The sequence below is a fragment of the Variovorax sp. P4_D9 genome, assembly GCF_056401695.1.
In genome coordinates this window covers 1-15,790 of sequence record NZ_JBFUIU010000127.1, presented here as the reverse complement: position 1 = coordinate 15,790, position 15,790 = coordinate 1, and the positions used below count along the sequence as shown (strand labels likewise).

14 protein-coding genes are annotated in these 15,790 nt (G+C 64.2%); 9 read left to right on the top strand and 5 right to left on the bottom strand.

Going from position 1 to position 15,790, the window contains the following annotated elements; genetic code table 11:
• A partial coding sequence (locus AC1DY5_RS16055) for an acyl-CoA dehydrogenase family protein (RefSeq protein WP_478112861.1) occupies positions 1-536 on the bottom strand: 536 nt, incomplete at its 3' end.
• Positions 537-808: 272 nt separating this feature from the next.
• Between AC1DY5_RS16055 and AC1DY5_RS16050 the strand changes: the two genes are divergently transcribed.
• From AC1DY5_RS16050 to AC1DY5_RS16020, 7 genes are all read left to right on the top strand, one after another.
• Positions 809-2,323 (top strand): class I adenylate-forming enzyme family protein, encoded by a 1,515-nt coding sequence (locus AC1DY5_RS16050; RefSeq protein WP_478112859.1) that lies wholly within the window; start codon positions 809-811, stop codon positions 2,321-2,323.
• Positions 2,324-2,335: 12 nt separating this feature from the next.
• Positions 2,336-3,118, top strand: coding sequence for an enoyl-CoA hydratase/isomerase family protein (locus AC1DY5_RS16045; RefSeq protein WP_478112858.1), 783 nt, complete (start codon positions 2,336-2,338; stop codon positions 3,116-3,118).
• A 31-nt stretch (positions 3,119-3,149) separates the two neighbouring features.
• Entirely contained in the window at positions 3,150-4,628 is a 1,479-nt protein-coding gene (locus tag AC1DY5_RS16040; RefSeq protein ID WP_478112856.1) for an MFS transporter, read from the top strand.
• 37 nt (positions 4,629-4,665) lie between these two features.
• A complete protein-coding gene (locus AC1DY5_RS16035; protein ID WP_478112854.1) occupies positions 4,666-5,496 on the top strand; it encodes an enoyl-CoA hydratase-related protein in 831 nt (276 codons plus the stop codon).
• A 35-nt stretch (positions 5,497-5,531) separates the two neighbouring features.
• Positions 5,532-6,809, top strand: coding sequence for a hotdog family protein (locus tag AC1DY5_RS16030; protein WP_478112852.1), 1,278 nt, complete (start codon positions 5,532-5,534; stop codon positions 6,807-6,809).
• Between the two features lie 655 nt (positions 6,810-7,464).
• Positions 7,465-8,295 (top strand): crotonase/enoyl-CoA hydratase family protein, encoded by an 831-nt coding sequence (locus AC1DY5_RS16025; RefSeq protein WP_478112851.1) that lies wholly within the window; start codon positions 7,465-7,467, stop codon positions 8,293-8,295.
• An 18-nt stretch (positions 8,296-8,313) separates the two neighbouring features.
• Positions 8,314-9,585 carry an MFS transporter gene (locus tag AC1DY5_RS16020; protein ID WP_478112849.1) on the top strand — a complete coding sequence of 424 codons (1,272 nt, stop codon included), beginning with the start codon at positions 8,314-8,316 and terminating at the stop codon, positions 9,583-9,585.
• Between the two features lie 268 nt (positions 9,586-9,853).
• Here the strand turns inward: AC1DY5_RS16020 and AC1DY5_RS16015 are convergent, their stop codons facing one another.
• The 4 genes from AC1DY5_RS16015 to AC1DY5_RS16000 form a co-directional block, all read right to left on the bottom strand.
• Complete coding sequence (locus AC1DY5_RS16015) at positions 9,854-11,017, bottom strand: acyl-CoA dehydrogenase family protein (RefSeq protein ID WP_478112847.1); 1,164 nt, start codon at positions 11,015-11,017, stop codon at positions 9,854-9,856.
• 16 nt (positions 11,018-11,033) lie between these two features.
• Positions 11,034-11,888, bottom strand: a complete 855-nt coding sequence (locus AC1DY5_RS16010; RefSeq protein ID WP_478112845.1) for an HTD2 family dehydratase — start codon at positions 11,886-11,888, stop codon at positions 11,034-11,036.
• Positions 11,889-11,905: 17 nt separating this feature from the next.
• Entirely contained in the window at positions 11,906-12,679 is a 774-nt protein-coding gene (locus AC1DY5_RS16005; RefSeq protein WP_478112843.1) for an alpha/beta fold hydrolase, read from the bottom strand.
• An 86-nt stretch (positions 12,680-12,765) separates the two neighbouring features.
• Positions 12,766-13,977 carry a cytochrome P450 gene (locus tag AC1DY5_RS16000; RefSeq protein WP_478112842.1) on the bottom strand — a complete coding sequence of 404 codons (1,212 nt, stop codon included), beginning with the start codon at positions 13,975-13,977 and terminating at the stop codon, positions 12,766-12,768.
• 229 nt (positions 13,978-14,206) lie between these two features.
• Here AC1DY5_RS16000 and AC1DY5_RS15995 point away from each other — a divergent pair, with 229 nt between their 5' ends.
• Both AC1DY5_RS15995 and AC1DY5_RS15990 read left to right on the top strand, forming a co-directional pair.
• Positions 14,207-15,322, top strand: coding sequence for a thiolase family protein (locus tag AC1DY5_RS15995; protein WP_478112840.1), 1,116 nt, complete (start codon positions 14,207-14,209; stop codon positions 15,320-15,322).
• A gap of 292 nt (positions 15,323-15,614) precedes the next feature.
• On the top strand, positions 15,615-15,749 hold the full coding sequence (locus tag AC1DY5_RS15990; protein WP_478112838.1) for a hypothetical protein: 135 nt from the start codon (positions 15,615-15,617) through the stop codon (positions 15,747-15,749).
• The last annotated feature ends 41 nt before the right edge of the window (positions 15,750-15,790 follow it).

The following is a 15,790-nucleotide window of genomic DNA, read 5'->3' as shown; positions in this document are numbered from 1 at the left end:
GGCGCGTTGGGGTCCGTGCGCACAAGCAGCTCCTGCCAGTCGGACAGATGACCGTGGCTGGTCCAGATCTTGGAGCCGTTGACCACCAGGTGGTCGCCCTCGATGTGGGCGCGAGTGCGCAGACTGGCCAGGTCGGAGCCGGCGTTGGGCTCGGAAAAGCCCTGGCACCACACCACCTCTCCTTGCAGGATCTTGGGCAGATGGAAGCGCTTCTGTTCCTCGGTACCGCGCGCGATGAGTGTCGGGCCGCCATGGTTGAGGGCCACGAAGCAGAGGTGGTTGTCCGGCGCGCCGGCGCGTGCGTACTCCTCGTACCAGATCAGCTGGCGCACCAGGGAAAGGCCCAGGCCTCCGTATTCCTTGGGCCAGGACACACCGGCCCAGCCGCCTTCGAATTGCTTGCGCTGCCAGCCGGTGTCATAGGCGCGCAGCGGCTCTCCTGCGTGGGGGCGGCGTTCCTTTGGGAGGTTGTGCCGCAACCAGGCGCGGGCGTCGTCGCGGAATACCTTGTCTTCTTGGGTGAAGTGGAGATCCATGCTGGCTCCGAGTGTTCGGTCTCTAGGAATGCTCGCCAGGAAGGCCTAGCGTTTGGAAAGTTGATGATCTATCAGTTCCAAAGATACCAGAAAAAAGCTGCGATTTGTCAATAATTCGGGCTTGTATGTAGCAAATTTACGAGCTAGAAAAGTCGCTGAAGGCTATTGAAAACTGACACAATGTAAATTACCATGATGGGGAATCAAGTGGATGGGCGTGCTCGACGGGGCGCCTGTCCTAGCTGCCCGAGAGGGTTTCACCGGATCACTCCATGTCAGACATGTCCACGACCGCAGGCTTGCGGGCGCATCTCTCTGAGGTTTTTTTTCTGAATCCCAAGGCAGTAGCGGTTGAGACCGCCGCGGGCTCCTTTACCTGGGGCGTCTTGGCGGCGGCGGGCGACGAACTCGAAGCACTGCTGGTGCGTGCGGGCGTCGACCGCTCGGCGCCCGTGGGCTGGGTGGCGCGCAACCGGGCGGCGTCGGTGGCGGCTTTCGCTTCGCTGGTGAGGTACGGCCGCATGGTGGTGCCRCTTCGTCCGAACCAAGCGCCGGCTGCGTTCTGCGAGGAGCTGGGTGCGCAGCGCCTTCAAGCGGTCGTCGGCGATGCGGACGACTGGGCCATGCCCGGCGTGGTCGAAGCGGCCGCAGCCGCCGGCAGCGCCGGCTTTGCGGTGACCGGCGACAAGGCTCTGCAGGTGGCCGTAGTGCCAGGCTTGACCCAGGTCGGCCCGGCGCCCCACCGCGCGCCCATGCCCGGTTACGTGCTGGAGCGCTTGACCAGCGGCACGACCGGCGCGCCCAAGCGCATTCCCGTGATGGAAGACGTGCTTTTGCCTTCGCTGCGTTCTGGAGAGCAAAAGAGCAGTGGTGCGGATGGGCCCTTGCGCCTGAAGACCTCGCCCGCCCTCCTGTTCARGCCCTTCAGCCATGCCGGCGGACTGTTCGGCCTGCTGCTGGCTCTGTACCAGGCCCGTCCGGTGGTGCTGTTCGAGAAGTTCGTCGCGCAGGACTGGGCACAGGCGGTGCACCGCTACCAGCCAAAGTCTGCCAGCCTTGTGCCCGCCATGATCCAGATGATCATGGAGGAACAGATCCCGCCGGAATGGCTGAAGTCGCTGCGCGGTATCCGTTCTGGCACGGCACCGCTGGACCCGCAGGTGCAGGAGGCCTTCGAGGCCCGCTATGGCGTGCCTATCCTCGTTGACTACGGTGCGGCCGAGTTCATCGGCGGCGTGGCGGGCTGGACGCTGGCCGACCACAAGGCTTTCTCGAAAAACAAGCGCCGCAGCGTGGGCCGCCCGCGTTCGGATGTGTTCCTGCGGGTGGTGTCGCCCGAATCAGGCGAGGTCTTGCCCGCCGGGCAGATCGGCATTCTGCACATCAAGTGCGATCGCTTCGGTCCCGACTGGTTCAAGACCAATGACCTGGCGCTGATTGACGAGGACGGCTTCCTATTCCTGCATGGCCGGGCAGACGAYGCCATCAACCGCGGCGGCTTCAAGATCTTGCCCGACGAAGTGGCCGATGTCCTGCGCCGTTATCCCGGCGTGCGCGATGTGGCCGTGGTARGCGCGCCAGATGCCCGCCTCGGCCAGGTGCCGGTGGCCGCCATCGAGATGAAGCCCGGCGAAGTGCCGCCCGATGTCAAGGCGCTCGAGAACTTCGCGCGCGAGCACCTGACGGCTTACATGATTCCCAAGACCTTTCACTTCATCGCCGAGTTGCCCCGCACCGCCTCGATGAAGGTGAGCCGACCCGAGTTGAAGAAACTCCTGGGTTTCTAGAACGGAGACAAGATGACTAGCTATTCGACCCTCTTGGTGGACATCGTCGACGGCGTGGCCACCATCACCCTGAACCGACCCGACAAGCTCAACTGCTTCAACCGGACGATGGTCCTGGAGTTCCGCCGGCTGTGGGGCGAGCTGCGGACCGACCCGGCGGTGCGGGTCTGCGTGCTGCGTGCTGCGCCCGGGCGGGCCTTCTGTTCCGGTGTCGACGTGAAGGAAGGTTGGCGTGCGCCGGGCGAAGAGGATGCTCCCTTTGACCAAGATGACCCGGGCGAATGGCTTGGCCCCAAGAGCAACAAGGTTTGGAAGCCGCTGATCGTGGCCGTGCACGGCATGGCCGCCGGTGGCGCCTTCTATTGGCTCAACGAGGCCGACATCGCCATCTGCTCCGATGACGCCACCTTCTTCGACCCGCACTTGAAGTTCGGCAAGATATCGGCGGTGGAGCCGATCGGCTCGATGGGACGGATTCCGCTGCAGGAGATCACCCGGATGGTGCTGCTGGCGGATGCCGAGCGTATCAGCGCGCAGACGGCCTTGCGTATCAGCCTGGTCACTGAAGTGACCTCACCCGAGAAGCTTTGGGCCCGCGCCGCGGAGTTGGCCGCGCAGATCGCGTCACGTCACCCCGTCGCGGTGCAGGGCTCCATCCGAGCCATCTGGGAAGCGCAGAGCCTGCCCCGCGCTCAGGCCGTGAGCAATGCCTTGAAGTACATCCAGATCGGCAAGCCCATCGCGACCGAGATCAAGCCCGACACTGTCAAGGGAGGCGAATGGGTGTTGCGCTGATCAGGCGCCAGGGCCTGCAGCGGAGCTTGGCATGAAGCCCGGCCAGATGCCTGACGACGGCGCCGAGGACCTTGTTCATCCGGCTGGAGAAGCCGGGCTGGAAAAGGCCGGAAGCACCGTGCATCTGGAGGACGCCGCGCCCTTGGTGTCCCGCTGGCTTCCTGTGGCGCTAGCCAGCGCCCTGTTCATGGACCTGCTGGACTCGGCGGCGCTGGGCACGGCCCTTCCGACGCTCGCGAGGGAGTTCCATGCCGACATCCTAGACCTCAAGCTGGCGCTGACCGCCTACCTGCTGACGATGGCGGTGTTCGTCTCGGCCAGCGGCTGGCTCGCCGACCGTTTCGGCGCGCGCCGTGTCTTCGTCAATGCACTAAAGATCTATCTGCTCGGCTCCATATGCTGCGGGCTTTCAAGCTCCGTGCCGGAGTTGGTGGCGGGGCGCGTGATCCAGGGTTTCGGCGGCGCGATGATGACGCCTGTCGCACGGCTCATCGTCGTGGCCTCGACGCCGCGAGAAGGTCTGGTCAAGGCACTCAATGCCTTTACCATTCCGGCGATCATCGGGCCGCTGCTGGGCCCGCCGCTGGCCGGTCTGCTGCTGAATGTCGCCAGCTGGCGCTGGATTTTCTTCATCAACCTGCCTGTGGGCCTAATCGGCGTGTGGGCTGTATTGCGCTTGGTACCGCGGCTGCGCCACCCCCATCCCGGGCGTTTCGACCTGCGCGGCTTCCTGCTGGCCGGCGGCGCGATCATCGGTTTCGTCTGCCTGGCCGAGGTGTCGGGTACCGCCATCGTGCCCTGGCCTTGGGCACTCGGATTGGCCTTGGTGGCGGTGGCCTGCGCGGTGGCCTTCGTGTTCCATGCACGCCGGATGGATCGGCCCGTGCTGGACCTGAGCCTCCTGGGCCGGCGCACCTTTGGCACCAGCATGCTCGGCGCCACGGTGCTGCGCCTGGGCTTCGGTGCCACGCCGTATCTGGTGCCGATGCTGCTGCAGGTGGGCCTGGGATGGACGCCCTTGCAGGCCGGTTCGGTGATGGTCTGCATGATGGTGGGTTCGGCGGTGGCTCGTTTCGGTGGCGCACTAGCGGTGCGCCACGTGGGCTTTCGCGCGACCTTGATTGTCACCGGCCTTGCTGCGGCAGTTTTCACTGCAGTGCCCGCCTTATTCAAGCCAGCCACGCCGGTGTGGATGATCGGCGCAACCCTGCTGGTGCTCGGCTTTGCTCGAGCCAGTCATTTCGTGGCAGCCTCGCCGCTGACCTATGCCGAGGTGTCGCCAGGGGAGGTGAGCAGGGCCTCGACGCTGTCCACCGTGATCCAACAACTGGGCCTGAGCATGGGTGTCAGCCTGGCGGGCATTACCTTGGCATGGTCCTCATCCGATGGCATGACCCTGTCAAGCTTTGCCGCGCCTTTCCTGGTGTTGGGCGTGTTTGCCTTGCTTACCGCGCCTATCTACGCGCGCCTGACCCCGAACGAGGGTCAGCACATGCGCGGCTCGGTCTGACCCGGCCCGCCCCAACACCATATCGAAGAGAACCCGCATGACCGAAGCTACCACTGAAGCCGACGCCAGTACCAACGAGGCGCACGTGCTGTTCTCACGCCGCGAAGGCAAGGTGCTGTTCTTGACGCTGAACCGGCCCGAGCGGCTCAACGCCCTCACGCCCGAACTGCACGCGCAACTGCGCGCGGCCGTCGAGGCAGCCGCGCATGATCGCAGTGTCACGGCGCTGGTGCTTACCGGTGCCGGGCGGGCTTTCTGCTCAGGGGGCGACATGAACAGTGGCGGCCGGCGCGGCGCCGAGCGCCTCGGCCTGGAAGAGCGCGCCGATGAGTTGCGTCATCACGCCGAGACCGTGCGTCTGCTGCATCAGATGCCCAAGCCGACAATCGCCATGATCAACGGTGCGGCGGCCGGTGCCGGGCTCGCTCTGGCGCTGGCTTGCGACTTGCGCATCGCGGCCAATGATGCCGTCCTGCGTACGGCCTACGCCAATGTGGCCCTGTCCGGCGATCTGGGCATCAGCTGGTTCCTCACGCAGCTGGTCGGCCCAGCCAAGGCCCTGGAGCTGATGTACCTGGCCGACAAGATCGATGCACAGCAAGCATTGACCCTCGGTTTGCTCAACCGCATCGAGTCACCCGAAAGCCTGGCCGAGACCACGCTGGCGCTGGCCACCCGCCTGGCCGAAGGGCCCGGCGTTGCGCTGCGCTACATGAAGCGCCACATCGCCCTCGCTACCCATGCGCCGCTGGAGGAAGTGCTCGACGCCGAGGCCTACGGCATGGCGCGTTGCGGCCGCACGCAGGACATCAAGGAAGCTGCGCTCGCCTTCCGCGAAAAGCGCGCTCCCCGATTCAGCGGCATCTGAGCCGCCACACTCTTTACTCATCAGGACACCCAACCATGGACAGCAACGACACCTCTGCCAGCCCCAGCGACAGCGCCGGCCGCATCACATCCGAAGACATCGAGCGTGCTAAGCAACAGATCGGCGTGCCAAAGTTCGCCTTCAACAAGCCTTACAACAGCCGGACTTCCTCCGACGTGCTGAGCCATTTTGCTTGGGCCTGCGGCGACGACAACCCCCTGTGGCACGACCGCGAGCAAGGCGGCAAGACCCGCTGGCGCGACCAGATCGGGTATCCGCTGTTCCTGCACTCCACTGGCACCAACCTCACGCCCAAGGCATCGCCCGAGCAGAAGGCCCTGTTCAAGGGCCTGTTCCGTGGCGTCGGCAAGTACTACACCGGCGTTGAATGGACATGGTGGCGCCCGATCTACCCGGACGAGCAGTTCTACGTCGAGCGCTTCACCTCGGATGTAAAGGTCAACGAGAAGTCCTCCTTCAGCGGAGGTGTGTCGGTGACCGAGGTCTATAGCGATCTGTGGATCGACCGCGCTGGCCTGCCCGTGGGCCGCCGCGAGGAAAGCTACCTCAGCGCAGAGCGCGAGGGCAGCAAGAAGGCCGGCCGCTATGCCAAAATCGAGCGTCAGACCTACACGCAGGACGACATCGCACGCATCGACGAGGTCTATGCCGGCGAACAGCGGCGCGGTGTCGAGAAGCGCTGGTGGGAAGACGTGTCGGTCGGTGACACCCTCACCCCCGTGGCCAAAGGGCCGCTCACCATGGTGGACGTGATCTCCATGCACATGGGCCTGGGCCTGAGCAGCAGCGGCATCGGCCCTTTGCGCTACAACTGGGCGCAGCGCCAGCGCATGCCTGCCTTCTTCGTGCCCGATCGTTTTGGCGTACCCGACGTCGTGCAGCGCGTGCACTGGGATCACGACCGCGCACAGGAACTGGGCCTGCCCACCTCCTACGACTATGGCCAGATGCGCACTAGCTGGTTGATCCATCTGGTGGCCAACTGGATGGGCGACGACGCCTGGCTGTGGAAGCTGAATTGCCAATCCCGCGCCTTCAATTTCATGGGCGATGCGACCATCTGTTCGGGCACCGTGATCGACAAGCGGGTGGAGGGCGAACACCACGTGGTGGAACTGCAGCTTGCCGGCACCAATCAGCGTGGCGAAGTCACCGTGCCCGGCACTGCCACGGTGATTCTGCCCAGCCACACCAGCGGCGCGGCCTTACTGCCCACACCACCGATGGCTGACCTTCGTCGCGGCGCGCGCATGCTGCAATCGGCGGCGGACCGTGTTAGAGCGCCGCGGTGAAGCGTTCACAGCAGAGGGCGCCAAGACCACGGCCATCTCACGGTGGGGTTCTTGGCGCCGTCGCTTTGCTGTGGCACTGAATTCTTTGATGCTGCGCYCACCACGCTGCGCATAGTCTTGGTGGTCGATGTCTCCAGCGCGGACGCGGTGAACCGAGTTGTTGCCGAGGTTCTGGCCGCTGGTGGCACGATCACCAGCGCGGCGTGCGTGGTAGGGGATGGAGGCTGTACACATCTTGCTGCACTGGTCCTCACGGCAATACATGGGAAGTGGTGTGAAGTGCGCGGCGAGGTTGCGCAGGCTGTTTCGAGGCGCCTTACGGCGCACCGTCTCCCGCGCGACCACGCTAGTGATGACCATGGCTGCAGGCACCGGACGAAGTCGTGTGGGTCTTCATTGCGCAGCACGGCGCAGATCAGATGTCCTCGAATATGCGTTGACTGGTTGGGGCGAGCGATCGCAGATGGGCCCGCTCGCCCACGCCGGTGCCCTCGCACACTGCTCAGGGTCTTCAAACTTGTCGATGTGCCTGACCTCAGGCGTGATGAGTATTTCCAACTGCGGATGTGGCCGCCCAGGTGCAGCGGATGCAGCAGAGGCAAGAGATTCAGGGACGACCATAGTTGCTTTGTTTTTCATCGCGCTTCAGAATGGCATGAAACTGACGCTTCATCATTTTTATATGACTATGCCACTGCTTCAACTTGAAATCAAAGGCGCCGTTGCGGTGCTTACCCTGAACCGCCCGGAAATGATGAATGCCTTGGGCTCGATCGGCGATGGCGAGACCATCCGCAAGATTTGCGAGCAGGTCGGGAGTGACCCGGCGATCCGCTGCGCGGTGCTCACGGGTGCGGGCCGCTCCTTTTCCGCGGGCGGCGACCTCAAGGCCATGCGCRCTGGCGAGGGTGCCTTCGGCGGCGGCGGCACGGCCATTCGCGAGAAGTACCGGCGTGAAATCCACATGCTCAGCCGGGCCTTCTACGAGATGGAGATTCCCCTGGTTGCGGCCGTCAACGGGCCGGCCATCGGCCTGGGCTGCGACATTGCCTGCCTGGCCGATGTGCGCATCGCTTCCGAGCAGGCACGCTTCGGCGTCACATTCCTCAAGGTGGGCTTGATTCCCGGAGATGGCGGCGCCTGGCTGCTGCAGCGTGTCGTGGGCTTCAGCCGGGCTTCGGAGATGCTCTACACCGGTGATGTGATCGATGCGCAGACCGCTGCCGAGTGGGGTCTGGTGAGCCGTGTTGTCCCGCATGAGCGCCTGCTTGAGGAGGCGATCGCGATGGCCGAGCGCATCGCCGCGCAACCGCCACATGCCCTRCGCATGGCCAAGGGTCTGCTGCGCCAAGGGCGCGACAGCTCCTATGCGGCGGTGATGGAGTTCTCGGCCGCAGCYCAGGGTCTGTGCCATCTCACCGAAGACCACCGCGAAGGCATTGATGCGGTACTCGAAAAACGCAAGCCTGCTTTCAAGGGCCGCTGATCCAAGAGCCGGCATCGCATGAAAAGGAATTCTTACACTCCCGATCCGGTTTCTTCCTCGCAGTGGTTCGCACTCGGCGTTCTGTCGCTGGTGTACATGCTCCACACTGTGGACCGCAACATTGTCTCGGCGGTGGTGGAGCCCATCAAGCGGGATTTCGCGCTGACCGATCGGGCCATGGGAGCGCTCAGCGGCCTGGCGCACGCGGTGGCGTTCGCAGTGGCAGTGCTGCCGATGGGCTGGGGGGTCGACCGCATGAACCGTATCCGCCTGCTGGCCGGGCTCCTGGCGGTGTGGAGCGGCATGACGGCACTCTCCGGTCTGGCGGGCAGTTACTGGGGCTTGTTGTTGGCGCGCAGCGGCGTCGGCGCGGCCGAAGCTGGCTCTTCGCCGGCCTGCATGTCCTTGATCTCGGATTTGTTCCCGCCCAGCCGCCGTGCCTCGGCCATCGGCATGTTCTACCTCAGCACGGCTTTTGGCACGGGGCTGGTGTTCCTGGTGGGGGCGGCGGTCGCGCACAACTTCGGCTGGCGCACCATGTTCTTTGCTGCAGGCTTGCCTGGCCTGATGTTGGCCGCGCTCCTCCTCATGCTCCTTTCGGAGCCGAAGCGGGGAGGGTTTGAATCGGCGCCTGCCCCTTCGCAGGGGGTCAGCTTCGCCGCTGTGTGGCGCCATGTGCAGGCCCATCGTTCAGTGACGCTGCTGACCTTGGCGATCATGATGGCCGCCATGCTGATGTCTTCCTTGTGGACCTGGACCGCCTCCTTCCTGATCCGCCTCCACGGCCTAGACCTCCAGCGGGCTGGCCTGATCGTTGCCTTGGTTGCAGGCGTTGCGCAAGCCATTGGTTCGGYGGTCGCCGGCCCGGTGGCCGACCGCCTGGCTCATGGCATGCCAAGCCGCCTGGCCATCGTGCCGACGGTGATGTTGATCTGCGCGGTGGCTGCCGGGTTGGGCATGGTGCTGGTGCCGGAGCTCCATTGGACGCTTGCCTGCGCCCTGCTCATGGGCTTCATGCTCGGAGGCTGGTTGGGCCCCGGCTATGGCCTGCTGATGACCTTGACCCCCGCACCGATGCGAGGCCGCGTGATGGCCGGCTCGCAGTTAATGACAAATCTCATCGGCGTGGGCCTGGGGCCGCTGCTGACCGGCGCCTTGAGCGACTTGATCGGCGGTCCAGGTTCGCTGCGCTGGGCCATGGCGCTGACCCTTCTTATCGGCCTCGTGGCGGCGTTGTTGTTCTGGGCTTCAGGACGGCAAGCCGAGCGGGATCTGCGCCAGATTGCCTGATCGATCGCGTCGAGGGGAAATAAGCGGGCCGCCTTTTGTATTTCATCGGGTGCAAGGCCTCGATGATCTGCTCGTTGAACTGATCCAGTTCGCATTCACCGCGGATCTCCAGGTCGAGCTGGAGGTCGACGGAGAGACACGCGCTGGGCCTTAGCGGAGGTGGCGACGACGTCTTCCTCCCGATCGACAGTGACCGCATCGGCGCCGCCTTTCCAGGCCTTGTCGAAGCGCCGGGAGGTTGGCCGGAACGGCGAGAGGGAGCGCATGGTCAGTAGGACTTGGGTAATCCGAGCACATGCTCCGCCACATAGCTGAAGACCATGTTGGTGGAGATCGGGGCCACCTGATAGAGGCGCGTTTCGCGGAACTTGCGCTCCACGTCGTACTCGCAGGCAAAGCCGAAGCCGCCGTGGGTCTGCAGGCACACATTGGCCGCTTCCCAGCTGGCCTTGGCCGCCAAGTGCTTGGCCATATTGGCCTCTGGGCCCGCGTTCTGGTGCGTATCGATCTTGGCGCAGGCCTGGAAGCGCATGAGGTTGGCCGCCTCCAGCTCGATGTAGGCCTCGGCAATCGGGAACTGGATGCCTTGGTTCTGACCGATCTTGCGGTTGAATACCACGCGCTCGCTGGCGTAGCGGGTCGCCCGTTCGATGAACCAGTAGCCGTCGCCGATGCATTCGGCGGCGATCAGGGTACGCTCGGCATTGAGGCCGTCGAGCAGGGTCTTGAAGCCCTTGCCTTCCGCGCCCAGCAGGTTCTCCTCCGGGATTTCGAGATTGTCGAAGAACAGCTCATTGGTCTCGTGGTTGACCATATTCTGGATCGGCCGCACGGTCAGGCCATTGCCGATGGCCTGTCTTAGGTCAACCAGGAAGCAGGACAGGCCTTCGGATTTCCTCTGCACGGAGGCCAGCGGCGTGGTGCGTGCCAACAGGATCATCATGTCGCTGTGCTGCACACGCGAGATCCAGACCTTCTGGCCGTTGATGACCCAGCGGCCGTCCTTTTTGACCGCCATGGTCTTGAGCTTGGTGGTGTCGCTGCCTGTCGTGGGCTCGGTCACCGCCATGGTCTGGATGCGCAAGTGGCCTGATGCGATCTTGGGCAGGTAGGTGTCCTTCTGCTTCTGCGAGCCGCTACGCACGATGGCGTTCATCACGTACATCTGGCCGTGGCAGGCGCCGGAGTTGCCGCCTGAGCGATTGATCTCTTCCATGATCACCGAGGCTTCGGCCATGCTCAGGCCCGAGCCGCCGTACTCCTGCGGGATCAACGCTGCCATCCAGCCAGCCTTGGTMAAGGCATCGACAAAGGCCTCCGGGTAGCCGCGTTGCTCGTCGATCTTGCGGAAGTATTCGTCAGGGAACTCGGCGCACAGCGCACGCACCGCGTCGCGGATCTCTTGGTATGGGTCGGAGGTGTGATTCAGCACGGTGGGACTTGAAGGTTCAGGCGAGTGCGGCCGTGGCCGCCATGCAAAGGGCTCCCGAGGCGTCCTCGGACCACAATCGGACGCTGCGGCCGTCGGCGGCCGGTTCGCCGCAAATCTGGAACTCGCTGCCGTCGTAGAGCGGCTTCATGGCGCGAAATTCAAACTGCGTGACGCGGGCCTCGGGCCGCTCGCGGCGCAGCAAATCCAGCAGCAGGGTAGCAATCAAGGGGCCGTGCACCACCAGGCCAGGATAGCCCTCAACCTCGGTGCTATAGGGCCGGTCATAGTGGATGCGGTGACCGTTGAAGGTCAGCGCCGAGTAGCGGAACAGGAGCACGGGATCCGCCGTGAGCGAGCGGCGCCAAGAGGCGGGGTCCCGGGACGCCGTGGCCGCCTTTGCAGCTGAGGATGGCGGTTCCCTGGCGGCTGGGTTGCGATAGACGATGTCCTGTTCTTCAACGATCGCCAACTGCCCGTCTGCTCGCAGATAACGGTGGCGCACGGTCACGAACACCAGCGGGCCGCTGCGGCCATTCTTGAGGCGGACGTCCGTGATCTCGGACTCTCGTGTGGCGGCCTCGCCCAGCAGCAAGGGGGCGTGGAATCGCAGTCTTCCTGCCGCCCACATGCGACGGGGCAGCGGCACCGGCGGCAGGAAGCTGCCTCTTTGGGGATGGCCATCCTCGCCGACCTGGGACATCGCCACCACCGGTAGAAAGTACAACCATTGATAGCCCGGCGGCAGCGTGTCACCTTCTTGTGCGGGCCTGTCGCTGCGATCCAATGTGGCCGCCAGCGTGTCGGCCTGCGCCAGGGTCATGCAGTCAGTGCGCTGCTCATGCCGGCCACGCCAGGCCAGTAGGGTGTCCATGTTAAGGGAGCCTGGGTTCATGGTCGAGTCTGGCGCGGAAACACCGTTTGGATGAACATCTCCAGCGCTGCGTTGAAACGTTCATTGCTGTCGCCGGCAATCATGTGGGAAGCATCCTCGATGTCCACCCATTTCGCTTGCGGCATCACGCTCAGCAGCTTGCGTGCGCCTTCGCGGCTGACCACCTCACTGCGCCTGCCGCTGATCAACAAGGTCGGGACGGCAACCCGGGCCGCCGCCTTTTCCATGCTTTCGAACATGCCGTGACGGCCGGCGGAGCCGGCATGGAAGACGGGATCCCAATGCCAGTAGAGGCGGCCGTCTGTGCCACTGCGCAGGCTGTTGAGCAATCCCTCGTTGCTTGCCGGCCGGGGCCGATGGGGCAGGAAGGCCGCCACCGCGTTCGAGGCCTCTTCCACATTGGCAAAGCCTTGGGCATGCGCAGACATGAAGCCCCTGATGCGCTGGAGCCCTTCGGACTCCATCCGAGGCACCACGTCCACCAGCACCAGGCCGGCGATCTGCGCGCCGCCGGGCTCGGCCGCAGCCATCAGCGCGGCAATTCCGCCAATCGAGGCGCCGACCAGCACGACGGGCGTATTCACGGTGCGCAACACGGCGTGAACATCGGCCGTGAAGGCCGTGATCGAGTAGTCGCCATCGGGCGCCCAGTCGCTGCCGCCATGGCCGCGCAGGTCGAGCGCCAGCGCGCGGTAGCCAGCCTGCGTCAGCCGCTCCGCTGCCGCACCCCAGGAGCGCCGAGTCTGCCCCGCGCCTGGAAGCAGGATCACGCAGGGGGCGTCAGGGCCGCCACCTGAATCGCCGGCCAGTGACAATCCGTGCCCGGCAAGCACGCAAGTTTGAAGCACAGGCGAACTCACCAAACCAGAGGAAGTGTTTCGAGTGCGAAGACGCCGCCGCCGTTGAACACGAGCTTCGCCTTGTCCTGGATATGGAACGGCGGCACGATCTTCAACCATTCCTCCATGCCGACGACGAGTTCGCGGCGGGCCAGGTGTGAACCGATGCAACGGTGCGGCCCATAGGRGAAAGCGTTGTGGGCGTTGGCCGTGCGGTCGAAGTCGACCACGTTTGGACGTTCGAACTCGCGTGGGTCGCGGCAGGCCAGGATCGTCGACAAGGTCACGTTGTCGCCCTGCTTGATCGTCACGCCGGCCAGTTCAATGTCCTTCGTCGCGTAGCGCGTCGTGTTGACAACGGCGAAGGCCCGGAACATTTCTTCCACCGCGGCCGGGATCAGCGAGGGATCGGCGCGCAGACGGGCCTGCTGCTCCGGATTCTCGGCCAGATAACGGAACTGGAAGCTGAACGAACTTGTCACGGTGTCCAGCCCGGCCATGAAGAGCAACATGCAGATGCCCTCGATCTCCGGGTCTGTGAGCGGCCGGCCTGCCACCTGGCCCTTCACCGCGAAGGAGATCAGGTCATCGGTTGGCTCGGCGCGGCGCGCGGCGATCAGCTCGTTCAGGTAGATCACTACCTCCTTCATGGCGCGAGCACGTGATGCCATGTCGCGAATGATCAGTTGTTCCCACTCCATGAAGCGGGGCATGTCGGCTTGGGGCAGGCCCATCAGGTCGATGAAGATGCCCACTGGCAGCGGACGGGCGAAGTCGTCGACGAACTCGCCGTAGCCCTTGGCCACACAGGCCTGGGCCAGCGAAGCGGCGCGCTCGCGTATCTTGGCCTCCAGCGCCTTCATGCGTGCGGGGGTGAACAGCGGATTCATCAGCGCGCGGAAGGCGCCGTGATCGGGTGGATCCAACTCCAGCGGAATTAGCGTTAGGTCCGAGCCCGAACGTACGACCTTGCTGGAAAAGCTCACAGTGTCTTGTAACACTGTGCGGATGTCCTCGGCCCAGGTGGGAATCCAGGTGCCGACGCCGGCCTTGTGGTGATGGTTGACCGGCGAATAAATGATGCGTGGGCCCTGGTGCAGGGCAGCGACCGCGTCGTGCGGTCGATCACCCAGACCCGTGCGGAAGTCGAAGTTGACGATGAGTTCCGGGGGGACATGGCTGGGGATTGCGCCCGGATCGCTGGCGACGGGGGTCGATTGAGCTTGCACGTTGCGTGTCTCCTGTGTTGATTGCTGGATCGAAGGTGCCGGGCTTCGCGTTGAGGTCTAGTGAACAACTTCTTGCCAGCCACTGTTTGCAGGTCATAATAGAGCAAAACTGAGACCTCATCAACTATGTTGGATTGTTTGGATGAAAGCCTCTGCTGAAACTGCGGCCTCGATCGTCGGGGTCGGCATGGCCGGGCCAACTCGCAGCGCCGACCGCAGCCCGCTCGATTTGACGCTGGATGCTGCCTTCGATGCCTTGAGGGATGCGGGCCTGAAGGTTCAGGATATTGATGGACTGAGCTCCTGGCCGGGCATGTCGACCACGCCCGGCATGGCGCCAGTCAGCTTGCGCGAAATGAAGGAGGCGCTGAATCTCAAGCTGAATTGGCTGTGCGCCTCGCCAGAAGCGCCCGGACAACTTAGCGCTGTGATGAATGCCGTGATGGCCGTCGCCACGGGCCAGGCGCGCCATGTGCTGTGCTACCGCACGCTCAGCCAGTACACGGAGCAGGTGAGGGCGCGCGGCAAGCCGGCTGCCACATCTTCGTCCGGCGGCCCGCGGCCCGCCGCGCGCGTGGCGGGCTTGATGAGTTGGCTACGCCCCTTCAATGGGCTGTCGGCAGCGCACCCGATTGCCCTGATGGCGGCCCGCTACATGCATGAATTCGGCCTGACCCGCGAGCAGCTTGGCGCGATCGCGGTGAACGGCCGCCGCAATGCCATGCTCAATCCGCGCGCGCTCTATCGCGACCCTTTGAGCCTCGATGACTACCTGCGCGCACGCATGGTGAGCGATCCCCTGTGCCTGTACGACTGTGATGCCCCGATCGATGGGGCCTCGGTGATCATCGTCTCCAGCGGCGAAGCCGCGCGTGAATTGCGCAAGGCGCCGCTGCGCATTGAGGCCATGAGCGGGGCATTGCACGGTCGCTACAGCTGGGACCAGTTCGAAGACCTCACGGCCATGGCGGCGAGAGATGCCGGCCGCCGCCTGTGGGAGCGGACCGACTTGCGGCCAGGCGACGTGGACGTGGCAAATCTTTACGATGGATTCAGCATCCTCACCCTGATCTGGCTGGAGTCCCTGGGCTTCTGTGGGCGCGGGGAGGCGGGTGCTTTCGTGGAGGGCGGACACCGCATAGGCCTGCAAGGCGAACTGCCGCTGAACACCGGTGGCGGACAGCTCTCGGCCGGCCGACTGCATGGCTTCGGCCTGTTGATCGAGTCCTGTCTGCAGCTTTGGGGTGAGGGCGGTGAGAGGCAGGTTGCCGGTCGTCCAGAAGTGGCGCTGAGCGCGGCCGGCGGTGGCCCTCTGGCGGGCTGCATCTTGATGACAAGGCGTTGAATGTTTCGTTGGAATATTTCCGGGAAGTGGGTGGACTTTCGAATTCGGGAGCTTCGTCGGTACAAACACCAGATAGAAAAACTGATGTAATGTCATTTATGTTGGGGTCCTGTGATAGATTTGATACCCACCAGGAGGCGAAGCGATGAATGCGACRGGAAGCCGAGTCCGTACCCGTTTGAGGCGCTTAACTAGAAAGGCCGTTTTTTTGGCAACGGCTGGCATCGGTCAACAGGTGGTGTGGGGGGAGACTAATGAGAGTCCGGATTGGACGTTTCGTCTCGAAAAGACCGTGACCTACAAACTTGGCGTGCGGGCCCCTATCAAGTTCCAGCCGAACGTGGGCAATCTACTGCCCACCGAGACGTTGCATCGACGCAGCCCTGATCTTGAAGAGAACATGGAGGCCGCCCATGCCAGCGCTTGACAAGGTTGTCCTGGTGACAGGTGCGGCGGGCGCACTAGGTC

Coding starts and splice junctions, on each gene's coding strand:
- AC1DY5_RS16045 (WP_478112858.1), top strand. CDS start 2,336: ATGACTAGCTATTCGACCCTCTTGGTGGACATCGTCGACGGCGTGGCC.
- AC1DY5_RS16035 (WP_478112854.1), top strand. CDS start 4,666: ATGACCGAAGCTACCACTGAAGCCGACGCCAGTACCAACGAGGCGCAC.
- AC1DY5_RS16040 (WP_478112856.1), top strand. CDS start 3,150: ATGAAGCCCGGCCAGATGCCTGACGACGGCGCCGAGGACCTTGTTCAT.
- AC1DY5_RS16010 (WP_478112845.1), bottom strand. CDS start 11,888: ATGGACACCCTACTGGCCTGGCGTGGCCGGCATGAGCAGCGCACTGAC.
- AC1DY5_RS16030 (WP_478112852.1), top strand. CDS start 5,532: ATGGACAGCAACGACACCTCTGCCAGCCCCAGCGACAGCGCCGGCCGC.